Raw genomic sequence first — 22,868 nt, 5'->3', positions numbered from 1 at the left:
GTCGGATGCAACAAGACGATCAACGGACTAACGCGCGGCAACGGATCCTGTTAACGAATCCTGTTCATCGATCCGGTGAAACGGGCGAAAATGGTTTAGAAACAGTGCCGCCAAAGAATGGCGTGGAGTTTGCTAAGAACAGGCAAAGCCTTGCCAAGTTTGACTCGTCAGCAAGAGGGGATCGATACCATGACCAATGACCAACAACCGCATCGCCGCCATCGCATCGCTGCCGAGGTCACGCCGGTCGGCTCGTTCGAAGTGCTCAATCCCTTCGTTCTGCGACCGATCGCGACCGTTGAGACCGTCGATCGTCAAGGTGTCGAGCGAGCGCTTGCGGTGGCCGACACCTGTTACCGACAGCGCGACGGCTGGCTACCGGACTTTGAACGCATGACGATCCTGCGCCGGGCCGCTGAGCTGATGGCGACGCGCAACGAGGAGCTGGCCCTGTTGATCGCCCGCGAGGGCGGTAAGCCGCTGAGCGATGCGCGCGTCGAGGCCGAACGGGCGGTCGACGGCCTGCGCTGTTGCGCCGAGCTGCCGCGCCACAGCGGCGGGCGCGAGGTGCCGATGCAGGCCACCGCCGCCGGCGCTGGGCGCTGGGCCTTCAGCACCCATGAGCCGATCGGTCCGGTGGTGGCGATCAGCGCCTTCAACCATCCTTTGAACCTGATCGTGCATCAGGTGGCGCCGGCGGTCGCCGCCGGCTGTCCGGTGATCATCAAGCCGGCCGAGGACACGCCGCTGTCGTGCCTGCGTTTCATCGATCTGCTGCGCGAGGCCGGTCTGCCGCCGGCCTGGGCGCAGGCGTTGGTCACTGATGCGCCGGCGACCGCCGAGGCGCTGGCGACCGATCCGCGCGTGGCCTTCCTCAGCTTCATCGGTAGCGCGCGCGTCGGCTGGCATCTGCGCTCGCGACTGGCGCCCGGTGCGCGCTGTGCGCTCGAGCATGGCGGCGCGGCGCCGGTGCTGGTCGATCGCGGCGTCGATCTGCAACAGGTCGTGCCCTTGCTCGCCAAGGGCGGCCTCTATCACGCCGGCCAGGTCTGCGTCTCGGTGCAGCGCGTCTATGCGCATCAGGATCAGGCGCTGGATCTGGCGCAGGCGTTGGCGGAGGCCGCGGCCGGGATGCGCATCGATGATCCGACCCTGGCCGAGACCGCGATCGGTCCCTTGATCCGCCCGGCCGAGGTCGAGCGCGTGGATCACTGGGTGCTCGAGGCGGTGGGGCAGGGCGCGACCCTGCTCTGCGGTGGTGAGCCGCTCTCCCGGACCTGCTATGCGCCGACGGTGCTGTTCGACCCGCCGGCCAGGGCCAAGGTCAGCACGCAGGAGCTGTTCGGCCCGGTGATCTGCGTCTATCCCTATGCTGAGGTCGATGCGGCGATCGAGGCGGCCAATGCCCTGCCGTTTGCATTCCAGGCTGCGGTGTTCACGCGTGAGCTGGCCTTTGCACGGCATGCCGCCGAGCGTCTTGCTGCCTCGGCGGTGATGATCAATGATCACACCGCCTTTCGCACCGACTGGATGCCGTTTGCCGGATTGCGCCAATCAGGACTGGGCACCGGCGGAATGCCTTATAGCTTCGAGGAGATGCGCATCGAGAAGCTGGTGGTCTGGCGGGCAGACTGAGGCAGCGGGGCGTCAAACACGCTCAGCAACCGGCGTCGGTGAGCGCTCTTTGACGCCTTGGGCGCCTTCCTCCTGCGCGGCCTCTTCGCTGTCATCAACCGTGCGCGTAAACCGCAGATGGGCGATATCAGGCGGGAAGAACATCGCCCAGTTCCACTCGAGATAGAGCCGCGCCTTGCGCGCCAGGGTCGGGATATAGAGCAGGTAGAAGCCGCGCCAGAGCAGCCAGGGGATGAACCCAGACAGATTCATACCGTAGACCCGCGCCACGGCGCGGTTATGACCAATGGCCGACATCAGGCCCTTGGGCTGATAGCCGAACGCGCGGGTCGGCTCGCCGCGCTCGTGCCGAGCGAGATTGGCCGCGAGCTGTGGTCCCTGGCGCAACGCGAACTGCGCCGTCGGCGGGCAGGGTGACCCATCGGCCCGGCTGTTCGGCACCGCCGCACAATCGCCAATGGCCCAGACACCCGCCAGGCCCGGTACCGACATATCGGCCTCGACGCGCAAGCGGCCTCGTTCCTTTTCAGCAGGCAGGGCATCGATGAGCCGATTCGACGTCGTGCCGATGGTGCTGATCACGGTGCCGGCATCGATACGACTGCCCTTGTTGAGCGTCACGCCCTGCGCATCGATCGCCTCGCTGCGGGTTCCGAGTCGCACCTCGACCCCGCCATGGCGCGACAGCTGGCGCTCGGTAAAGCGGCCCAGTCGCTCCGGCAGCTCCGGCAACAAGTGTGGACCACCATGGACGATCACCACCCGCGCGGGCTCCAGCTGCGACTGCCGATACCAGCGTTGGCTCTCGGTGAGGAAGTCGCTGATCTCACCGGCGACCTCGACCCCGGAAAAGCCACCACCGATGACCACGAAGGTCTTCAGCCAGCGGCGCAAGGTCGGGTTCTCGGTCAGCTCGGCGTCCTCGAGCCGGGCGATGACCCGATTGCGCAGATAGAGCGCATCGCCCACCGTCTTCAGCGGCAGCGTGTGCTCGGCCATGCCGGGAATCATGTGCAGATTCGCGCGGCTGCCGCAGGCCAGCACCAGATGGTCATAATCGAGGTGGCCGCCCTCGGAGCTATTGCGGAAATGCACGCGACGCGCATCAGTATCGATGCCGGTGACTTGCACCTGGTGGACCTTGGCGCGGCGCACCATCTGTCGCAAAGGCGCGACCACATGACCGGGCAGCACCGAGGCGCCGACCACCTCCGGCAGCAGCGGATTGTAGGTCAGATGGTTCTCGGCCGACAGCAGATGGATCTCGGCCGAGCGCAGGCGCCGCTCGAGGGCCTTGGCTGCGGTCGCACCGGCGAAGCCGCCACCAATGATGATGATCCGAGGGCGGCGGCTGGGGTCCGTGATGGGCGTGCTGGATGCATCGGGCATGACGGACTCCGGTTGGTCTGTTTACTGTCGGCGCGTGCCCAGCAGGATCTGGCGCTCGCGCAGATCGTCCAGCAGGCTGCGGCCGGCCTCGATCAGCTGCGCCGGCCGTGGATGCTGAAGCTCGAGCGCGATGCTGTTGAGCAGATCCCGTCCGCTCCGGTCGTTGTGCTCTCGCAGCAGCACCAGTAGTCGCTGGGTCACCCGGTTGATCTTCAGAAATTCGATGCGCTCCTGTCGCGTGCGGTACACGACCAGATGCGTCGGCTCAGGGTCCGGCGCGTGCGGCTGGAAGTCCGGGCTGATGCGATGCACCGGAAAGCGGTAGCTGAGGTTCCAGGCCAGCGGTGAGACCACCGGAACGCCGTCGAGCAGATCACCGTTCGGATCGGCGAGCGCGGGTCCGGCCTCGGCCTCGCTGAAGATCAAGGCGGTCTCGACCCACTCGTAGTGGGCAAGTTCCAGCACAAAGGGCGGGTCTTCAGGGTGCAAGGCACCCGCTGTGCTCAGGTAGGCCAACAGCTCCTGGCCCAGCTCCGGGAACAGGGGCGTTTCGGCGCGATGGGCGATCAAGAACCCGCGGATCAGCGCTCGCCAGCGCTCGCGGCCCAGGCACTGGTGCAGGACCGGAAAGCCCTGCTCGAGCAGCGAGGCGAGATTGTTGAAGATCAGCTCCCGATAGATCTGCAGACGGCGATCCTCGATGCCAGCCGGCGGCGGTTGCTGCTGCGGGTCGCGCAGATGGGCCGTGAAGGCCTGCTGAATCTGCATGAATCCGGGCGCCGCCTGAACGTGGGCCTGTGAGTTGGTTTTTGAGTGGGAATGGGTCTCAGGCATGAGCAAGGTGTCCGCTGGCAGTGACCCGTTGGGCTCCGCGCTGAACGGCGTATCGCTGCTGAATGTCGCTGATCCGCTGCACCTCGGTCGTAAGCTCAGCGAGCGGCGGGATGTTGAAATCCCGCTCGAGCAGGGTCGGGAAGACGCCAAAGCGCGCATAGGCCTGCTCCAACAACGCCCACACCGGCTCGATCACATCGGCCCCATGGGTATCGATGCGCAGGTCCGGCGCCTCTTCGTAATGCCCGGCGATATGGCCGTAGACGATGCGCTCGGCGGGGAGGGCATCAAGGAAGGCGATCGGGTCGTAGCGATGATTGATGCTGTTGACAACGATGTTGTTCACATCCAGCAGCAGGTCACAGTCGGCTTCGTCGAGCACTGCGTTGATAAAGTCGATCTCGCGCATCTCTTGGCCTGGTGCGGCGTAGTAGGAGACGTTCTCCAGGGCGATGCGTCGCTCGAGGAGGTCTTGCACCTGACGTATGCGCCGGGCGACATGGTGCACCGCCTCGGCGGTGAACGGGATCGGCATCAGGTCATACAGCTGTCCATCATCCGAGCAGTAGCTCAGATGCTCGCTATAGACCGCGATCTGGTGTGCATCGAGAAAGGTCTTGATGCGGTTGACGAACGGCACATCGAGCGGGGCGGGTGAGCCGATCGAGAGGGACAAGCCGTGGCAGACGAAGGGATGGCGCTCGGTCAGGCCGCGCAGCAGCCGCCCCCAGCGGCCACCAACAGCGATCCAATTCTCCGGCGCGATCTCCCAGAAGGAGACCTCCGGCGGAGGCTGTTCGGCTGCGGCGGCGATAAACGCGCGCCGCAGACCGAGACCGGCGCCATAAACGGGGTCGGGAGTCATGTTCATGGCTGGCTTCTGGCGTGGGTCTATGCGGTGGTCAGAGCGGGATCAGCCCTTATTGCCGCACTTGCCCTCGCCGCACTTGCCTTCGCCTTCGCCCTTGCCGTCATCCTTGGCGCCGCATTTGCCCTCACTGTCATCCTTATTGCCGCACTTACCCTCGCTGTCGCCTTTAGCCCCGCAGCTGCCCTCTGCCAGCTGCAGATAGCCGCTGTCGAGTTGCTCGGTGACGAAGGGGTTGTCGCTGGCCTGGGCCAGATTGGCGACGCTCAGGGTGCCGACGAGGGTAGCGCCGGCAATCATGGCGGCTGAGGTGATGATCTGCTTGGACATGGAATCACTCCGAAAGAATTTAAGGTTGGTATGCTGATAGCTGTTGTAGCGGCCTTGAGTCGCACCGGTCGGCTTGCACTGGTCGGCTCGCCGGCTTGCCCTTGGCCAGTGGCTATCACTCGCTAAAGACCGCAGTGGTCGGTGGAATCTTTCAGCCGATGTTGGCGAGGCTGCCGAGACGCGTAAGTCCAGCGGGTTAGCGATGACGTGCGGGCAATGCCACGATCGGCAGAGCCTCTGTGGCGCAGCGGAGCAGCGGGGTAGGCGTGTTACCCGCATGCTGAAACCTCGAGCCCGGCCGAGGACAGCGCATCGGGCGCGATGGCCGACGATCCTCAGAGCACCGCGTCGATGCCCGCCTGGCTGTATTCGCTTAGCCGAGGCGCGGGATCAGTGACCACCTCGATCACCCAGTCGATCACCCAGGCCATTACCCATGTCATTGTCCCGGCACCTCGCCAGTCTGAGCCTGCAAGTCGCCGCAGCCTATCTCGCACTCGGGCTGCTGCTGAGCGCGGCAAGCCTTTACACCCTCAGCGCCTTTCAACGCCAATTGGGTGCGATTGAGCTGGTCAACCGGGCCGGGCAGCTCGAGCTGGCGGTCGAGCAGATGCACGCCCAGGCGATGAATTACTGGCAGAACGCCCCACGCGACTATCCGACCTATTACCGCGATGTGCGCCTGTACTACCAAGACCTGCTGGCGCAGATCGCGACCATCGATGGCATCGTCGACAATTTCATGAGCGGCGACTTCAGCGACGCGATGCCGATGCCGATGCCGGCCTGGCTGCAGCCGCACCTCGGCCTCGAGGCCGAAGCGGCGATTGTCGCGCTCGAAGACACCTGGGAGGCGTGGCACGCAAAGCTTTTTGACGCCCTGGGTGACGACGAGGACGAGCCGCGCCTGGAATGGGCCGCTGAGCAGGTGATCGAAGACCACAGCCGGTTGAACGCAGCGGTTGAGGTCTTCGCCGAGGCGCTGCGCCGCTGGTCCGCGCGCGAATACCAGCTGATGACCCAAGGCACCCTAGCAGCGGCCGGGATCACCCTGGTGATTGCCGTGCTCCTGCTCTGGCTGCTGCAGTGGAAGGTCTTAGCGCCGCTGCGCCGCACCACAGCCGGCTTTCAGCGCGTCGCCGATGGTGACTTTCGCGATCAGCTGCCGGTGGTCGGCACCACCGAGCTGCAGGATCTCAGCAGCAGCTTCAATCGGCTCTCCGAGCGGCTCGATCTGCTCTACCGGCTGATCCAGGCCCTGCAGCAGGGTCAGGACCTGGATCAGCTGATGGGGCTGCTCAACACCGAGTTCAGACCGCTGCTGGGCTGCGACTGGAGCGGCCTGGTGTTCATCGACGAGCGCCGCGCCAGCGCCCGCGTCGAAACCAGTTGGCTCGACGGCCTGCCGCAGCCGGGCGCTCAGCGGCTGTACCGGCTACAAGGCACGCTGCTCGAGCGCGTCCTGGCCGATGAGACGCCCCTGCATGTCCAGGCGATGGCCGAGCGGGCGAGTGCGAATCCGGCCTATGAGTTGCTGCGGCATCTGGTCGCGCTGGGCATGCGCGACGCCATCTTCTTGCCACTGACGCCGCAAACGCAGACCCCGATCCCGGCGGTAGTGGTGTTCGCGACCCGCGATCCCGCCGGGTTCGGCGATGCCCGGCAGCGACTCCTCGGTAACATCGGTCAGCTGCTGACGCAGGGGGTTGGGCGCACCGCGCGCCTGGCCGAGCAGGGACGGCTCGCCGCCATCGGCGAGTTCGCCTCCGGCATCGTGCATGAGCTGCGCACGCCGTTGAGTACCATCTCGATGGCGCTCAGTTACTTGGCCGAGGGCGGGCCGGAGCCGCGGGCGAAGCGCCGGTTGGACCTGGCACTGGGTGAGGCCGAGCGCACGCGCCGGCTGCTTGAGGAGATCCTGCTCTATGCGAAGCCTTTGAGTCTGGACCCGCGTCCAGTGGCGCTCGGGCCACTGCTCGAGGAGCAGATCGCGATCGCGGCCGAGCGCCATCCTGGGCATTCGATCCAACTCGAGCAGGCGTCGGACCGGCTTCAGGTCATGGCTGATCCGGATCGACTGCGCCAGATCCTGACCAATCTCACCGACAACGCTTGCGAGGCTGCGCCTGTTGGCAGTGTCGTCACCTGGCGCATCGCTGGGACTGCTGAGAACGCCAAGACCCCTGGGCTTGCCGAGACTGCTGGGACCGGCGAGAGCGCAGAGGCTGCCGAGACTGTCGGGGCTGCTGCGAATGTCGAGCCAAGCGATGCGGACGCGGTTCGGCTCTCGGTGCACAATCCCGGTGAGCCGATCCCGGCGGAGCGCTTACCGCGCCTGACCGAGCCCTTCTTTAGCACCAAGGCCAGCGGTACCGGGCTTGGGCTGGCGATCGTCGGGCGGCTGGTCGAGCAGCATGGGGGCCGCCTCTTGATTCAGTCAACGGCCGAGCAGGGCACTTCGGTCGAGATCGTGCTGCCGCAATGGATCGATGAAACGGATGGGACTGCGGCTGCAGTTGATCCCAGCAGATAAAGTCACCACGGAGACACGGAGGGCACAGAGGAAGACAGACATCCGCAACCTCCCTGTACCCCGTGCCTTCGTGGTGAACCCGTGATCAGTCTCCTCGTCTCAGGAACTCACAGCCGCAATCGCTCAATCGTCACTGAACCATGGCTTACGATGGAACAAAGGCTGCATCGGCCGGAGTGACTCTGAGCGATAAGCGTTAGCGTTTCATGACCCGCAGCTGGTATTTCTCGATCTTGCGATCCAATGCCGGGCGGGAGATGCCGAGGATCTCGCAGGCCTGTCCCTTGTGCCCCTGGGTGTGATCGAGCACCTGCTGAATATGCACTGCGGCGACCTCATCAAGGCTGCGCAGCACTGACGCCTGATCGCCCGCTGCTCCGCTTCCAAGATTGGCGGGCGTAGCCTGAGAATCCCCGCCGAGCGGACCTTGCTGACCGGCATGGCCGCCGCCAAGCTCGAGCATCTCCGGGGTGATGAGCGCATGGTGGGTCTGCAGTAGGGCTTGGCTCAATCGGTTTTCCAGCTCGCGGACGTTGCCGGGCCAGTCGTGCTCGGTCAGCCGTGCCAGAGCGGCCGGCGTGACCGTCGGGATTGGGCGCTCAAGCCGGGCCGCGATGCGCGCGAGCAAGGCTGTGACCAATAACGGAATGTCCTCGCGGCGCTCGCGCAGCGGCGGCATGCGGATCTGGATCACCTGCAGCCGGTAGACGAGATCCTCGCGAAAGCGCCCGGCGGCGGCCTCGGCAAGGAGATCCCGATTGGTGGCGGCAATGATGCGCGCATCGGTGTGGATGGACTCATGACCACCGACGCGCTCGAAGACGTGCTCCTGTAACACGCGCAACAGCTTGGCTTGCAGTGCGGGGGCCAGCTCGCCGATCTCATCGAGAAAGAGGGTGCCGCCCGCCGCCTGCTCAAAGCGCCCCTGCTTGCGCGCCTGGGCGCCAGTGAACGCGCCCTTTTCATGGCCGAACAGGTCGCTCTCGAGCAGGGTATCGACGATGGCGGCGCAGTTCACTGCGATAAAGGGTCCAGCGCGACCGCTGTGCTGATGGATCAGCCGTGCGACCACCTCTTTGCCGGTCCCGGACTCACCGGTGATCAAGACCGTCGCTTGGGTGCGCGCGCTGCGGGCGATGGCCTTGCTGACGCTCAGCATGGCGTCGCTGCGACCGATCAGATCACGCGGCGCCGCGTCCTCAGATGAGCCGGCAGGCGCGCTGCCGCTTGTCTGGCTGAGTGCCTCACGCTCCCGTAGCAGGCGCTGCACGGCCTGGGTCAGCTCATCGGTCTTGATCGGCTTGTGCACGAAATCTGCGGCTCCGCGCTGGATCGCCGCGATCGCCAGCTCTAGGTCATGCTTGCCGGTCATCATCAGGATCGGCAACTGTGGGTCGATCTCAAGCAACGGGCTGATCAGCTCACTGCCGAGCCCGTCGGGGAGCTGCTGATCGAGTAGCACCAGGTCGAAACGCCCCTGGCGCAACTGGTCGAGTCCGGCCTGCGCACGCTCAGCATGGGTCACGGCGAAGTCCAAGTCCTCAAAGTGCATCACGAGCATCTCGCCGAGGGCGCGATCATCTTCGATGATGAGCAGGTGTGGGATCATCGCGTCGTCCTCTCAGGTGTCGGAATCGGGCTTTGGGGCTTGGTGGCCTGCCCACCCTCTGGCGGCGCTGGTCGGGGTTTGCGCGCTCGGGCTGTGCTCACAGTGCAATGATCTCGCGTCCGAACCGGTCTGGCCTCTAAGATCACTGTGAGTGGCCATGTTAACTGACCCTTGGAGAACACCATGTCTTTCAACTTTCCTGATCACGACACTGAATCGGCGCCGAAAGACGCCGTCGCGGCGCTCACCGACGCCGAGCGCCGTTTCGGCATGCTGCCCAACCTGATGCGCAAGATGGCCACCGCGCCAACGCTGCTGAAGGGCTACCTGGCCCTGGGTGAGCTGTTCGAGCAGACCTCGTTCTCGCCAGCCGAGCAGCAGGTACTGGCCATCTGCAACACCAGCCACCCAAGATGAGGTACGCGATGACCAAGCTTATCCTGACCACTGCAGCCGTCCTGTTCACCGTCTCGGCTCACGCCGCCGACAGCTACCACCAGTTCATTCAGAACAATCCCGACAGCGACAACAGCTGGGAACGCTATACCGGGATCCAGGCCCAGCCGCCGGGTGTTGGCGCTGACATCAACCGTTATCAGGGCGTGGGAGCGGGCCATCCGGACCTGTTCGAGATTGACCTCGGTCGCTCGCCAAAGAGCCAGACACCCGAGATCTATGGGTCTGCTGAAGGCAACCCGGATCTCAGCTTCTAAGACCAACGTCTCGAATCAGCCGGCCGGTCGCTGAGGCCGGTGCAAGCAACGCCGAGTCCAGGATGGGGCTCGGCGTTTTTCTTTGTGATGGGTGTTTGTATTGGGTGGGTTTCGATGTCTACACTGCAGCCATTGCTGCTGCGCTTTAGGCATCGTCGACATGACGCCACCGGGACGACCCGCCCTGTTACTGCTCCTGGCCCTAAGTGCAATGGCTTCGGCCGAGTTCCAGTCTGAACCCACACCTGCACCTACGCCAATGCAGGGCGAGACTGAGGCCCTCATCGTCGATGAAATGGCCCCCCTGCGCGAGGCCCTGACACCACTGATCCAGGCCGCGCAATCCAAGTACGCGATCCCCGGCCTGAGTCTGGCCCTGGTGCGCCACGACCGTATCCTCTGGCTCGAGGGCTTCGGCCTCGCCGACCCCGAGCAGCAACGCCCGGCACACGCCCAGACCCGCTACCGGGCCGGCTCGTTGGCGAAACCGATCACCGCCTTGCTGGTCCTGGCACAGCAGGCCCAAGGAACGATCGACATCGACCAGCCGGTCGGCTCAGCGCTACCGGGCTTTCGTCTCCAAAGCCGTTTCGACCAGACCACGCAGCCGATCACCGTCCGCCAGCTCCTGAGCCATCATGCCGGGCTGCCGTCCGATCTGAACAAGGGCCTCTGGTCGACGGAGCCCTTCACCCAGGTGCGCGAGCGCTTGCACGATGAGTATGCCGCCTTTCCGCCGAACCTGATCTTCAACTACTCCAACCTCGGCTACAGCCTGCTCGGTCATCTGTTGCAGGTGGTCACGCAGACGCCCTTCGCCGAGCACGCCCAGCAGGCCCTGTTCGAGCCACTGGGCTTATCGCACACCCGATTTGCGACGCAGCCGGCGCGCGATGACGCCTTTGCCATGGGCCACCGCAACGGCCAGCCGTTTGCGCCGCTACCGCTGCGCGATCTGCCGGCGCAGGGCTTGGAGACCAGCGCCGCAGACATGGCGCGTCTGAGCATCGCGCTGCTCTGCGCCGGCGAGTTTGAGGGCAGGCAGGTCATTGAGCCGAGTCTGATCGAGACAATGATCGAGCCGCAGAATGCCGAGATCGCGCTGGATCTGGGCTTGAGCGTCGGGCTTGGCGTCTTTCTTGAGGAGCAGAGCATCCCGGGCGCCACGCGCGTGGTGCGCCATAGCGGCAATAGCCTGGGCTATACCGCCGAGTGGGTGCTGTTACCGGAGCAGGGTCTGGGCGTGGTGGTGCTGGCCAATGCCGGTCACGCCGAGCGCGTGGTCAAGCTGCTGGCCGAGGCGATCCTCAGCAATGCGATGACGCTCGAGCCCGAGCCGATACCGGCCGACCTCTTTATCGCAGCGGCGAAAATGCCGCCAACGCCGACAGCTGTCACGGAGTCGACAGAGACGCTCCCGGCCGAAGGGCATTTTGCGACCGACCTTGGTCTGATCGCGATCCAGCCACAGCAGGACAGTCTCTGCGCCTGCATGACCGGCGAGCAGCTCGACCTGATGCCCTATCCGCAGGGCTGGATCGGTGCCACGCCGCCAGCATCGGATCAACGCGGCGACGGATCTGAGTCCCAGAGCCTGGGCAGCGCAAGCCTGCGCTTACTCCGCGAGCTGCGGCTGCAAACGCGCCGCATCGAAGGCCGCGAGGTGATGATCGCCGACACCCCGCAGGGCGAGCGCATCATCGGTGAGAAGGTCCCGCAGGAGCCGGTTCCACGAGCCTGGCGCGATCGTCTCGGCTCCTGGCGCATCCTCAATCCAGACCCCGGCTTTCCGGTCACCGACCTCAAGCTCAAGCTCACCGATGGGAAGCTCTGCCTCAGCTATCGGATGCCGGTGCTCTCGCCGGACCGGATTCAGGTGCCGCTACGGGCGGTGAGCGACGCGCGCGCGATCATGCTCGGGCTTGGGCGCACACGCGGGGATTCGGTGCAGATGGTTAATCACGAGGGCCGGGCTCGGCTGCGCTGGTCGGGGTATTTGGCTGAGCCTGTTGGCCGTTCCGATCTAGCACAGGCTGACGAGCTGCTCGAGCCGTTGGAGACCTTCGACACCGACCCTTAGCCGTCGTGGCCCTAGATGTCATGGAGGACGCGGAAGTCCTGCCGATTCTATCTGTCGCTGACCTTCTTCCATTTCATCCATGTGCTGCTCAGCATGGTCATCCTTGCTGCTGTGGCGCCGCGCGCCCGCGCGGGTGCCCATAGCGCCGCCGATCGTATGGCGTCGAGAGTGGCGTGTGCTATTGGCAGATGGTGGATCTGGTCTGGCTGTTCCTGTTCCTGGTTGTCTGCGTGGTGCGCTGAGGTCCGATGACGGCCGATAGCAACAAGCCGATACCGCGCAAGCTGCCCGCGTCTACCTGCTCTTGCTCTTGTTGGCCCTGACCACGGTACGGTGACCCTGGGTGTCGGACATGCGGGCGCTGGCGGGCTTTGAGTCTCGCTTGCGGTGCTCGGTCAGGCGCTGGTAAAGGGCCAGCTGATCGGGGATTGCTTCATCGGGCTTCAAGGGCATCTGCGGCCCCTGGCCCTCGGTGATCAGCCTCTGGCTGTTGCTCGTTGGTGCGCTGATCACGAGTGCGTTCCTGCTGTCCTTTACGGCGGTAAGCGCCTAGACATCCAGTGTTTGCGCCGTGGCAGATAGACCTGCGAGCGCGGCGGCCAAGCGAGTGTCTCTGCGTAAGCCGACGGGCGTGCTGTACACCAACCTTGTCGCTCAAACTGCGCCCAGAGCTTCGTACTCCCGACAGATGCGGACGATGTCATCGACGGAAAGCGGCTCGCCCGTCAGACCACAGCGGTTGCCGTCCGCGCGGCGCTCGTTGAAGCGGCATCCGCTGCAAACGCCAAAGACCCGTCGGCCGTGGACGATCTGCAGTGCCCGCAGAAGCTGGGTAAGACCTGCGTCTAGCGCCGAAAGGGCCGTCTCATCAAGGTCTGCTGCAGCCTGGCTAATCCGCTGCTCGTGGACGGCCAGTTCCAGCAGCTCCAGGGCTGCGGACGTGGGTTCTAGGTGCACCACGCGCCGGTCCGCTGCATCTGGGTGTTTGGCTACAAGCCCTTTTCCCACAAGCAACTTTAGACTCTGCGACACAGAGCCCTTGGTCTGGCCGAGGAATTCGGCCACCGCAAGTGGCGTGTCCGAGTAGCGGTTACAGACGGCGAGATACCGCAAGGTATGCAGGTGGATAGGCTGCAGGCCGACTTTCGCGCTGGCCACCCAGGCCTCGCTACGCAGGAGGTTGCAGAGACGTTCCAGAGTATCGTCAATGGCCATGGCGCGAGTCTAGCGCGACAAGTGGTTTTTTGTCGAAACAATCTTGACCAGTCCTGCTTCCCCGGCTAGAGTTATTATTGTATCGATCCGATACTATATGTTCAGCGTCTACGTTTGGAGTTCTGCCATGCCGACCAGCCGCAGCTATGCCGATGGTGCGGTCTTCGCCTTCGACCTGTTGGAATACGATACCGCCGACAACGCCTCTAGTGAGGGCGAGCGAGTCCTGCTGGGCGTCATGGTGAAGGACAGCGGTCGGTATTCCGAAACGGGCGGTTGGGGCTTCGAGGCTTGGCAGGGCGATAGCCGCAAAGAACGCATGGTCAATGATGGTGGCGCAGGCTGCTTCAGCTGTCACCAGGATGTCACGGAACGTGACTACGTCTTCACGCAGTGGCGCAATTGAGCGCCATCGACCTCAGTAAAGCCACCGCAGCGTCGACTCCGAGATAAGCCATCGGTCGGTCTAAGCGAGGGCGAGCACTGAGTCGGTGACGGGTGGTATTGCGGTGGCTTGTTGTTGGGCTTCGGTCTGGTTGATCATCGAGTCTCTGGCCTTGGGATGTAGGCTCTGATCATTTTGCCTGATGCGCCGAGTGAATGCATGGCCGCCCTGCATCGCGCTGGCGACGCTGCAGGCTCGTCGCCATTATGCTAAAGGGTTTGGCGGCGCGGAGCACAGGGCAGCCGTGGCGCCCGTTGACGATCCGAGGATAACAACCCATGTCTGAAAGCCCCGAGCCCGATATCGATCATTTCCGCGCCAAGCTCTTGCAGCTGCAGGCTGACTTGCTAGGGTTGACGGAAGAACGCAATGCCGCAACGGCAACGGTGGTGCTCGATCAGACCAGCGTTGGCCGGATCTCGCGGATGGACGCGATGCAGCAGCAGGCGATGGCGCAGGGCACACGCCAGCGCGCCGAGCAGTCGCTGCGGCGTATCGAGGCCGCGCTGCGGCGCTGCGATGAGGGCAGCTATGGTGAATGCCAGGATTGCGGCGAGCTGATCAACCCGCGTCGGTTGGAGCTGGACCCTGCAGCATCGCTCTGTATCGCCTGCGCCGAAGCTAAGGATCGCTGACCAAAAGCACTCAGTTCGCCCGATACACCTCAGTCTCGGGGTGAAAGGCATACCAAGCGAACCAGAACAGGGTCGTGGCCGGGAGTGGATCGCCCTCCGCATCGAAGGCGCGCGCACTGGGCTGTGCCCAATCGAAGCGCACCTCAATGGACTCACCGCCGAGCTGATCAGAAACGCGGCCATCGGTCTGCGACAGCTCCGCGAACGGATACGCCTTGAACTGTCCATTAACCTCAACCCCGAGCACGGCGACACTCTTTTTGACTCCAGAGGCTCTCGGTCTGGCGATCGTAGAGCAGCAGGTCGCTGTTGTAGAGCAGCCCAGAGACGCCGAAGCTGAGCGCCCGTCCCGCCTGCTCGGCGCGGAACGCGATCCCCGAGCCGCACAAGGGGCAGTAGGTGATGGCAATCGGCTCGCCATCGATGCGGTCATTGACGATCTCATGCCAATCCATGATCTTGATCGGATAGGCGCGGGCCTCGCCTTGATGGATCAGGCCCAGGATCTCGTCGTCACGCGCGAGAAACGCCACGGCATCGGCCTCGACGAAGCGCGGCTGATCGATCGCCGGGATGCCATCCCGATCCGGGCCGCCGGCATGGATCTCGGCGACCGGAACCAGGCTATTGTGCACCGCAAAGCCGTTGAGCTGTTGTGCCGTCGGTGCCGCGTCCAGCAGCAGGCTGGCACTGAGGGCGACCAAACCGGCAACGGCAAAGACGGCCGGGAGGAGTGCTGAGGGTAGGCGTTGAGTCATGCGATGGCTCCTTGGCTGGCCGGGGTCGGATGCTGGGGTCGGATGGGATCAGGCGCGCGCGGTTGCGAACCTGGCCGCCGTCTGACCGGACCGGGCGCTGCGACGATCCAGCCAACGCCCGATCCAATCATCGACCGACAGCGTGCGCCCGGCGCCGATGAAGAACAGCGCCACCAGCATGATCAGGTAGGTGGCGGCGAACTCGATACCATTGTTTAGGATCACCAGACTGCCGTTCTCGGTCAGCCACTCATAGTTGCCATGCTCGCGTAGGATCTCCTTGGCACGGTCCAGGCGTTCGATCGCGCCGATGGTGCGCTCCGTCGCGAACAGCGAGCCGCTGCCCTCGGCGATCGCCAGCCAGCCGTGCTGCCAGTGCACCGTGACCATGGCCACAATCATGGTCACGATCAATGGCACGGAGATCAGCCGCACGCCAAGGCCAAACACCAATAAGACCGCGCCAACCGTCTCGGTTGAAGCGGCCAGGAACGCCATCACCGTGGGGAAAGGTAGGCCCAAGCCCCAATCCGGATTGCCAAACCAGGCCACGGTGCTGTCGAAGCTGGCGAACTTCTTGGTTCCCGCCATCCAAAAGATCGGCGCTAGATAGAGCCGCAACAGCAGCGGCGCGATGAAATCGACGCGGCGCGTGGCATCGAGTAGGCTGCGAGCTTGAGTTATGAGGCTGATCACCATGGGGGATACTCCGATCGGGTTGCTGAGACGCTGATACTGATCGCTGATAGCGAACAAGACCCGATCGGCGCGGTTGATCTTTCGCGGAGGATGGCAGGATGTCTGAAGCAGGCGACCCGAGTGCGCTGCCCGGCCGGGAGCAGGCAGCTGAGCAGACAGAAGGGCGGACACACCAGGAGCCGGCGCACCCACTGCGCAAGATCTTCGACCACGCCAACGATGCGATCCTGCTGATCGATCCCGAGCAGGATCGCATCCTCGAGGCCAATACCCAGGCCTCGCACATGCTCGGCTATGACCCGGCCGAGCTGACCCACGAGGTGCGCATCTCCAGCGTGCATCCCCACGAGATGGAGCGCCTGCGCCAGTTCGCCCAAGAGGTCAAGGCCCGCGGCCAGGGCTGGACCGACGAGCTCAGCTGCATGCGCAAGGACGGCCTTCAGCTGCCGTCTGAGATCTCCGCCTCGGTGGTCCAGGTCGACGGGCGCGACTGCATCATCGCCATGGTGCGCGACGTCTCCGCGCGCAAGGCCGCCGAAGTGGCATTACGCCGCAGCGAAGCCCGCTTCCGCGCCTTCGTCGAGAACGCCGGCGACGGCTTCTTCCTGGTCGCCAGTGATGGTCGCATCCTCGACACCAACAGCCGGGCTGCCGAGATGCTCGGCTACCAGCGCGCGGAGGAGTTGGTCGGCCGCTCGGTGCTCGAGATCGATGCCGGCCTGACACCAGAGACCTTCGCGCAGCTCCTCGCCGAGCTGGAGATCGACCAGCCCCGATTGCTCGAGAGTCGGCATCGGCGTCGCGACGGCTCGGTCTTCCCCAGCGAGGTCAGCCTCTGTGCCCACGGCGAGGCGCAGGCGCCGAGCTACATCGCCCTGCTGCGCGACGTCAGCCAGCGCAAGACCGCCGAGGCGGCCATCGCCCGCTTGGCCGAGATGGGTGAGTTCGCGGCAATGATGGTGCACCAGATCCGCAATCCGCTCTCGACCCTCCGCATGGCGCTGGATTATCTCGGCAGACAGCCGCTCACTGATGCGGCGAGTAAACGGCTCAACCTGGCCCAACGCGAGTCCGATCGGCTCGGCCGACTGCTCGATTTTCATCTCGGTTCGGTGCACTCATGGATCATTACCCAGAAGCGAGGGATGCCACTGCTGCCGACGGTCGTACAGCGTCGCAGCGCCGACTTTGAGAGCACGCTGCGCCGCGTATTGCGCGAGGAGTTCACGGCCGCCAACCCCTGAGCACAACCCGCCAGTCCAGATGGCACGGTCGGGGATCGTCGCATTTGACCCCTCAAGGGATGTAGCCCGGAGCGTTGGGACCCAGGTTCTTTTCGTCTTCAAGGGCTGCGTCGCGCGGATCGACCACAACGTCCGGTAGTCCGCCCTCGTTCGTGCTCCCATCACCCAGATCCTGAACATTATCGATGCCCGGGTACGTTTGGCCTTGTGGACACTCATCAATCGACTGGCGGACATCCACGTCGAGCCCATCGGTGATGACCTCCTCCTCAGCCAAAGCGGCAAGGGGGATCGCCAAGAGTAGAGACCCGATGATCACAGCTGGCAGGTGCTTGGGGCTCACTTTGTACCTCGCATGGTCACGCATCCTCATAGCTCGAGCACATGACGCAAGCGCCTCAGGGCTGCATTGTGCGCTCGCGTGCTCATTTGCCGAATGTTGCGCAGCTTCCATTGTATGGCAGGCCACCAATCCAGTCCTTCGTTTTTATTTTCTAGACTTGACATAATCAAAAACCGCGCCACCTCGCATCGATGTCGGATACCCCTCTCCTCATCCACCGCCTGGGTCCGGCGCGGCTCGATTACGTCCCTGATCTGATAGATCAGCGCCGAGCCCCCCTGATGAGTTGCGGGAGTGCTGGACGACCGCTCAAGGCCGTCAAGGATCCGGACTGGGTTCAGTGGGTGCCGACGTCTCTCGCCCAGGGAGCGCAATTCGCGCTGCGGTGCGGGGCTGGCTCCCATGGGGTAACAATCGGAACGGCAACTTGTGTCTCAAAAGCCCCTGATAACATAGAGGTTTAAATTTGGAATTGCTAGCTCAGCGGCCGGTGCGCCGCACCTCGATCACATCGCTGAGCTGGCGTAGCTTGCTGCAGACCTGCTCGAGCTGATCGACGTCGCTGACCTCGACCCTGAAGCGCATGCTGGCGCGGTCATGGGCCGCATCGGTCTGGGTCTCGGTGGCGATGACATTGGTTTCCTCATCGGCGAGCACCGAGGAGACATCGCGCAGCAGTCCCCTGCGATCAGCCGCAGTGATGACGATGTCGACCGGATAGGCGACATGGTCCGGCTGCTCGGTCCATTCCACCTCAATCAGGCGCTCCTGCTCCTCGTCGCCTAGGCTGGTGATGTTGGTGCAGTTCGCTCGATGCACCGCAACCCCGCGACTGCGGGTGATAAAGCCGATGATCGGGTCATCGGGCACTGGATGACAGCAGCTTGCGATCTGCGTCATTAGATCCGGTACCCCGGCCACCATCACCTCCGGGCGGTCCTGGTGTTGGCGATTGCGGCGGCCCTGGATGAGCTGTGCCGGTTGTTCGGACTCGACGTTCGCATCACGGCGCTCGTGACGCGGCTCACCCACCTGACGCGCGGCGGTACCGACCGCGAGGTCGCCACGGCCGATCGCGGCCAAGACGTCATCGCCACGCTGCAGGTTGAAGCGCTCCGCGAGCTGCTCAAGCGGCGGCTTGGTCTCGATGCCGAGGCGCGTCAGCTCTTTGTCGAGCAGGCTGCGGCCCTCGCTGAGATGGCGGTCGTAGTCCTGCTGCTTGAACCATTGTCGGACCCGATTGCGCGCCCGCGAGGTGGTTAGATAGCCGTGGTGGACGCTGAGCCAGTCGCGACTCGGAGCGGCGTTCTTCTGGGTGATGATCTCGACCGTCTCGCCGCTGGCGAGCTTGTAGGTCAGCGGCACGATGCGCCCATCGACACGGGCACCCCGGCAGTGATGACCGACCTCGGAGTGGATCGCATAGGCGAAATCGAGCGGTGTCGCGCCGGGTGGCAGCTCCACCACCTTCGCCTGTGGGGTCAGCACATAGATGCTTGTGGCGGCTTCCTGCTGCGCCGCGCCGCTTTCACCCACCGGCGATGGATCGCCGCCGGCACCGGGATCGGCGCTTGCCGCGCTCGTCGAGCCCATGCTAGAGCCGGAGCGAGTCCTCGCACCCGCGTGCGCACTCGCGCCAGCGCTACTGCGCGCGCCGCTAGTACCTGCACCCGCACCACTGCTCGCTCCAGTGCCAGCATTTGCATCAGCGGTCGGCTCGGCCTCCAAGGTCCGCTCGAGCCAGTTGCGCATCAGCACGATGCGGCGCTGAAAGGCCGCATCGTGCCCGGCCGCCTCCTTGTAGGCCCAATGCGCGGCGACGCCGTACTCGGCATGCTGATGCATCTCCGGGGTGCGGATCTGCACCTCGAGCACCTTGCCGTCCGGGCCGGTGACTGCGGTGTGCAGCGAGCGATAGAGGTTGCCCTTGGGCTTGGAGATGTAGTCGTCGAACTCGTCTGGGATGTACGGCCAGAGGCTATGTACCACGCTCAGCGCGGTGTAGCAGTCATCCTCGTTATCGACCATGATGCGCACCGCGCGCAGATCGAAGATGCCATCGATATCCACGCGCTTGCGCTGCATCTTGCGCCAGATGCTGTAGATGTGTTTCGGGCGCCCATTGATACTGGCGTGTAGGCTGATGCGAGCGAACTCCTGCTGCAGGCGCTCGATCGCCTCGGCGATATAACGCTGGCGTTCATCGCGGCGCTCGCGCAGCAGGCGCGCGATGCGCTGATATTCGTTGGGCTCCAGATAGCGCAGCGAGAGGTCTTCGAGTTCCCATTTCAGCTGCCAGATCCCGAGCCGGTTGGCGAGCGGCGCATACAGCCTTGTCGTGTCCCGGGCTAGCGCGCGTCGTCGCTCGGCCGGTAGCTGCTTGGCGGCGCGCATCAGATTAACGCGCTCGGCGAGCACCACGAGGATGGCGCGCACGTCCTCGGCGATGGCAAGCAGCATGCGGCGCAGGTTCTCCTCGTGGCGCGCGTGCTCGCGCGGTTTCTCGCGAGCGCCGCTGCTTGCCTTAGGCTCCAGCTCGGCAAGTTGGGCGATGCGGCCGAGGTCCTGAACCATGCGCGACACACCGGCACCGCACCGGGCGTCGAGCGTTGCCGCGTCGATCTCGGCGCGGCCGAGGCAGCCGCGCAGCAGGGCGGCGCAGAGGGTTTCGGTGTCCAGCCGCAGCCCCATCAGGATGTCGGCCGTGCCGAGCCGATGGCGCGCGGCGCTCTCGCCAGTCTCGAGCAACTCATCACCAACGCAGCGTTGCATCAGCGCGATGGCATCGGCGATGCGGGCCCGGCCGTCTTCGCCATAATGCTCGGGCACCTGCTCGAGCCAGAAGGCAGCAGCCTCGGTGTCGTCGACTCCGGCGTCGGGCAGGGTGGTACGGTGCGTGACCATGTCGTGATCTCCTGGCCGCGCCCGAGCCGCTCGCTCAGCGCAGGCGCGGCTCAGTCGAGCAGGTGGCTAACCAGGCCGTCGGCGAGCTTGGGCTCGAACCAGGTGGACTTCGGTGGCATCAGCGCGTCGGCATCGGCGACCGCCAGCAGATCATCCATCCGCGTCGCCGGCAGTGAGAAGGCTGCAGCCATCTCGTCGCTATCAACGCGCGCGCTGAGTCCGTCGAGCCCGCGGCTACCGCCGACGAAGTCGATACGCTCATCGCGGCGTGGATCATGGATACCCAGGATGGGTGCGATCAGCTGATCGTGCAGCAGGCTGACATCGAGCCGGCCGATCGGGTCGCTGGCTGGAATCCGATCCGGCGACAGGCTCAGCCGATACCAGCGTCCACTCAGATAGAGTCCGACCTCGCCGCGCGCGGTCGGCGCCACTGGCTGCGCGCTCGGGCTGACCGCATAGGCCTCCGCGATCCGCGCCAGGAATGTCTCGGCCTCGAGACCACCGAGATCACGCACCACCCGGTTGTAGGGCAGGATGCGTAGCTGATCATGCGGGAAGATGACGGCCAGGAAGTGATCGCTCGGGCGCGGATTGGCGCTGGCCTTTGGCGCGCTCTCGCGCTGTGCCTCGGCCACGCGCGCTGCCGCCGCCGCGCGATGATGACCATCGGCGATGTAGAGACGCTCGAGCTGCTCGAACCCCTGACTAAAGGCCCTGATCTCGGCCTCGTTATCGATCGACCAGAGCTGATGTCGCACCCCGTCCGGTGCGTGGAGATCGATCTCGGCCGGGGTTTGGCAGATCGACTCAAGCCGGCTGTCGATGTCGCGCATGGCGCGGTAGACCAGAAACACCGGCCCGGTCTGTGCCGCGAGCGCGCTGATCTGCCGCACGCGGTCCTGTTCCTTCGCCGGGCGCGTCAGCTCATGGCGGCGGATGCGGCCCTCGCGATAGGCATCGACCGATGCCGCCGCGACCAGCCCGGTCTGCCGATGCTCGCCCAGACTCAGACTCAGGCGATAGACATAGTAGCGCGGGCTCGGGTCCTGCCGCAGGATGCCCTCGGCGCGCAGTCGCTCTAGGTTCTCGCGCGCCTTGGCGTAGACGGCCTCGGCATAGGGATCGGTGCCCTCGGGCAGATCGACCTCGGCGCGGGAGATATGCAGGAAGCTCGCCGGTCGGCCTTGCACCATCGCGCGTGCCTCGGCGGTGCTCATCACGTCGTAGGGTGGGGCGACGACCTCAGCGGCGCGCTCGGCGCCCGGACGCAGTCCGGCGAAAGGGACGATCAAGCTCATGTCGGGTTGCCTCAGCGCGGCGGCGGCGCGTAGAGCAGGCCGCCATCGGTCCAGAGCGCGTTCATGCCGCGCTTGATGTCGAGCCCCGAGCCCTTGCCCAGGTTGCGCTCGAAGACCTCGCCGTAGTTGCCGACTGATTTGATGACGCGATAGCCCCAGCCGGGCTCGATGCCGAGCGTCTCGGCGCTCTCGCCGTCGAGATCGAGCAGGGTGCGCAGCGCATCGCTCCGCGCCCGGGCCTTGGCGGTGTCGACATTATCGGAACTGATGCCCATCGCTTCGGCATTGATCAGGGTGAAGAGGGTCCAGCGCACAAGATCCAGGAGCCGGGTTTCTGACTTTGCGACCGCTGGCGCCAGCGGCTCACGCGAGATCACCTCGGGCAGGATGCGCTGCGCCTCCGGTTGCTCGAGCCCAGCGCGCAGCACCGAGAGCTGGGTGCGGTCCGTGGTCAGGGTGGTGCATTCACCGTCGAGATAGGCCGCGACGGCGGCCTTGAGGTCTGGGTACGGCTTGAGTTCCATCGGCATGCGATGGCGCTTAAAGTAGCGCTTGGCGCTCTCGATGTTCGTGGTGTCGGCAATCGCGCAGATGCGCGCGCCGCCAAGCTCCAGCGTGCTCAGGGTATCGCTCGCGCGCGGCACCATGAAGCCTTGGCCGTCATAGAAGAGCGTCGCGGCAAAGGTCACGCCCTGGGCGAGATCACGTGCCTGGGTCCAGGTGGTGTTGCGTGCCAGCAGATCGACCTTGCCCTCGCGCAGCGCACTGAAACGCTCGACCGTGGTCAACGGGGTCAGCTCCACCTTGTCTGCCGAGCCGAGGGCCGCAGCGGCAACCGCGCGGCAGAGGTCGACGTCGATCCCGCTCCAATCGCCATCCTGGTCGCGCGAGGAAAACCCCGGGCTCTCGCCATTGACACCGCAGCGCAAGACGCCGCGCTCGCGCACCTCGTCCAACAGATCGGCGGCGACCCCGAACGGGATCAGCAGCAGTGCGGCAAGCAGGAAACCATGCCAGTTTCGCGTCGAGACGTGCATCACTCGAATCCTCATGTCATTGCCGTGCGCGGGCGACCCTGTTCGGAAAAACGTTATTTGCGGGCCACCGGTTCGTCATCACGCTACCAGGAGATGAGTGCCCATTGTGGCACCTGCATATCCAAGCCCGGTCGCCCACGGTTCCATTCCATATCGCCGGAGCCGTCACTATCGACCAGATAATAGGGCGCGCCGACTGCAGGCGTGATCCGCACCATGTAGACGTTATTGTTGACGCTGAACTGCTCCGAATTTCATACGCAAAGGTGTTCATTCGGTCATTCGCTCTCCGTTGA

The 22,868-nt window shown here is 64.7% G+C and carries 22 protein-coding genes and 1 pseudogene; 9 read left to right on the top strand and 14 right to left on the bottom strand.

What is annotated here, in order from left to right; genetic code table 11:
- Positions 1-189 precede the first annotated feature (189 nt).
- A complete protein-coding gene (locus AC54T3_RS12290; protein ID WP_496625116.1) occupies positions 190-1,635 on the top strand; it encodes an aldehyde dehydrogenase family protein in 1,446 nt (481 codons plus the stop codon).
- A 12-nt stretch (positions 1,636-1,647) separates the two neighbouring features.
- Here AC54T3_RS12290 and AC54T3_RS12285 read toward each other — a convergent pair whose 3' ends face one another.
- From AC54T3_RS12285 to AC54T3_RS12270, 4 genes are read right to left on the bottom strand one after another with little or no spacing between them, the layout of a single operon-like run.
- The gene (locus tag AC54T3_RS12285; protein ID WP_496625114.1) at positions 1,648-3,024 is read right to left on the bottom strand and encodes an NAD(P)/FAD-dependent oxidoreductase; all 1,377 of its coding nucleotides are present in this window, start codon (positions 3,022-3,024) and stop codon (positions 1,648-1,650) included.
- A 21-nt stretch (positions 3,025-3,045) separates the two neighbouring features.
- Positions 3,046-3,792 carry an HvfC family RiPP maturation protein gene (locus tag AC54T3_RS12280; RefSeq protein WP_496625113.1) on the bottom strand — a complete coding sequence of 249 codons (747 nt, stop codon included), beginning with the start codon at positions 3,790-3,792 and terminating at the stop codon, positions 3,046-3,048.
- A 58-nt stretch (positions 3,793-3,850) separates the two neighbouring features.
- Positions 3,851-4,729, bottom strand: a complete 879-nt coding sequence (locus tag AC54T3_RS12275) for an HvfB family MNIO-type RiPP peptide maturase (RefSeq protein ID WP_496625111.1) — start codon at positions 4,727-4,729, stop codon at positions 3,851-3,853.
- Positions 4,730-4,771: 42 nt separating this feature from the next.
- On the bottom strand, positions 4,772-5,056 hold the full coding sequence (locus tag AC54T3_RS12270) for an HvfA family oxazolone/thioamide-modified RiPP metallophore (RefSeq protein ID WP_496625110.1): 285 nt from the start codon (positions 5,054-5,056) through the stop codon (positions 4,772-4,774).
- Between the two features lie 436 nt (positions 5,057-5,492).
- On the opposite strand from AC54T3_RS12270, the gene AC54T3_RS12265 reads away from it, so the two are divergent.
- Complete coding sequence (locus tag AC54T3_RS12265) at positions 5,493-7,589, top strand: sensor histidine kinase (protein ID WP_496625108.1); 2,097 nt, start codon at positions 5,493-5,495, stop codon at positions 7,587-7,589.
- A 196-nt stretch (positions 7,590-7,785) separates the two neighbouring features.
- On the opposite strand, the gene AC54T3_RS12260 is transcribed toward AC54T3_RS12265, so the two are convergent.
- Positions 7,786-9,198 (bottom strand): sigma-54-dependent transcriptional regulator, encoded by a 1,413-nt coding sequence (locus AC54T3_RS12260; protein WP_496625106.1) that lies wholly within the window; start codon positions 9,196-9,198, stop codon positions 7,786-7,788.
- Positions 9,199-9,381: 183 nt separating this feature from the next.
- Here AC54T3_RS12260 and AC54T3_RS12255 point away from each other — a divergent pair, with 183 nt between their 5' ends.
- From AC54T3_RS12255 to AC54T3_RS12240, 4 genes are all read left to right on the top strand, one after another.
- On the top strand, positions 9,382-9,615 hold the full coding sequence (locus tag AC54T3_RS12255; protein WP_496625104.1) for a hypothetical protein: 234 nt from the start codon (positions 9,382-9,384) through the stop codon (positions 9,613-9,615).
- An 8-nt stretch (positions 9,616-9,623) separates the two neighbouring features.
- Complete coding sequence (locus AC54T3_RS12250; RefSeq protein ID WP_496625102.1) at positions 9,624-9,911, top strand: hypothetical protein; 288 nt, start codon at positions 9,624-9,626, stop codon at positions 9,909-9,911.
- A gap of 259 nt (positions 9,912-10,170) precedes the next feature.
- Complete coding sequence (locus AC54T3_RS12245) at positions 10,171-11,991, top strand: serine hydrolase domain-containing protein (protein WP_496625100.1); 1,821 nt, start codon at positions 10,171-10,173, stop codon at positions 11,989-11,991.
- 173 nt (positions 11,992-12,164) lie between these two features.
- Positions 12,165-12,233, top strand: a complete 69-nt coding sequence (locus AC54T3_RS12240; RefSeq protein WP_496625138.1) for a hypothetical protein — start codon at positions 12,165-12,167, stop codon at positions 12,231-12,233.
- Between the two features lie 412 nt (positions 12,234-12,645).
- On the opposite strand, the gene AC54T3_RS12235 is transcribed toward AC54T3_RS12240, so the two are convergent.
- Positions 12,646-13,206 (bottom strand): MarR family winged helix-turn-helix transcriptional regulator, encoded by a 561-nt coding sequence (locus AC54T3_RS12235; protein WP_496625098.1) that lies wholly within the window; start codon positions 13,204-13,206, stop codon positions 12,646-12,648.
- A gap of 97 nt (positions 13,207-13,303) precedes the next feature.
- Here AC54T3_RS12235 and AC54T3_RS12230 point away from each other — a divergent pair, with 97 nt between their 5' ends.
- Both AC54T3_RS12230 and AC54T3_RS12225 read left to right on the top strand, forming a co-directional pair.
- Complete coding sequence (locus AC54T3_RS12230; RefSeq protein WP_496625096.1) at positions 13,304-13,612, top strand: cytochrome P460 family protein; 309 nt, start codon at positions 13,304-13,306, stop codon at positions 13,610-13,612.
- A gap of 317 nt (positions 13,613-13,929) precedes the next feature.
- Positions 13,930-14,286, top strand: a complete 357-nt coding sequence (locus AC54T3_RS12225) for a TraR/DksA family transcriptional regulator (protein ID WP_496625094.1) — start codon at positions 13,930-13,932, stop codon at positions 14,284-14,286.
- A gap of 10 nt (positions 14,287-14,296) precedes the next feature.
- On the opposite strand, the gene AC54T3_RS12220 is transcribed toward AC54T3_RS12225, so the two are convergent.
- The 3 genes from AC54T3_RS12220 to AC54T3_RS12210 are packed head-to-tail and all read right to left on the bottom strand — an operon-like array spanning position 14,297 to position 15,743.
- Entirely contained in the window at positions 14,297-14,533 is a 237-nt protein-coding gene (locus AC54T3_RS12220; RefSeq protein WP_496625092.1) for a DUF3179 domain-containing (seleno)protein, read from the bottom strand.
- Complete coding sequence (locus AC54T3_RS12215; protein WP_496625091.1) at positions 14,520-15,044, bottom strand: DUF3179 domain-containing (seleno)protein; 525 nt, start codon at positions 15,042-15,044, stop codon at positions 14,520-14,522. The genes AC54T3_RS12220 and AC54T3_RS12215 overlap by 14 nt, the downstream gene beginning before the upstream one ends.
- A gap of 48 nt (positions 15,045-15,092) precedes the next feature.
- On the bottom strand, positions 15,093-15,743 hold the full coding sequence (locus tag AC54T3_RS12210; RefSeq protein WP_496625089.1) for an HvfX family Cu-binding RiPP maturation protein: 651 nt from the start codon (positions 15,741-15,743) through the stop codon (positions 15,093-15,095).
- Positions 15,744-15,841: 98 nt separating this feature from the next.
- Between AC54T3_RS12210 and AC54T3_RS12205 the strand changes: the two genes are divergently transcribed.
- Entirely contained in the window at positions 15,842-16,987 is a 1,146-nt protein-coding gene (locus AC54T3_RS12205; RefSeq protein ID WP_496625087.1) for a PAS domain S-box protein, read from the top strand.
- A 52-nt stretch (positions 16,988-17,039) separates the two neighbouring features.
- Here the strand turns inward: AC54T3_RS12205 and AC54T3_RS12200 are convergent, their stop codons facing one another.
- The 5 genes and pseudogenes from AC54T3_RS12200 to AC54T3_RS12180 all read right to left on the bottom strand — a co-directional run.
- Positions 17,040-17,354: a hypothetical protein gene (locus AC54T3_RS12200; protein ID WP_496625085.1), complete on the bottom strand. Its 315-nt coding sequence runs from the start codon at positions 17,352-17,354 to the stop codon at positions 17,040-17,042.
- 456 nt (positions 17,355-17,810) lie between these two features.
- Positions 17,811-20,234, bottom strand: a complete 2,424-nt coding sequence (locus tag AC54T3_RS12195) for a RelA/SpoT family protein (protein ID WP_496625083.1) — start codon at positions 20,232-20,234, stop codon at positions 17,811-17,813.
- Positions 20,235-20,284: 50 nt separating this feature from the next.
- Positions 20,285-21,535 carry a DUF1015 domain-containing protein gene (locus AC54T3_RS12190; protein ID WP_496625081.1) on the bottom strand — a complete coding sequence of 417 codons (1,251 nt, stop codon included), beginning with the start codon at positions 21,533-21,535 and terminating at the stop codon, positions 20,285-20,287.
- Between the two features lie 11 nt (positions 21,536-21,546).
- Positions 21,547-22,572, bottom strand: coding sequence for an amino acid ABC transporter substrate-binding protein (locus AC54T3_RS12185; protein WP_496625079.1), 1,026 nt, complete (start codon positions 22,570-22,572; stop codon positions 21,547-21,549).
- Between the two features lie 83 nt (positions 22,573-22,655).
- A pseudogene (locus AC54T3_RS12180) lies at positions 22,656-22,808 on the bottom strand (DUF2782 domain-containing protein); the annotation flags it as partial.
- Positions 22,809-22,868 lie beyond the last annotated feature (60 nt).

The sequence above is a fragment of the Halochromatium sp. NSM3 genome, assembly GCF_059621085.1.
This window is presented reverse-complemented; position numbering and strand designations above follow the sequence as displayed.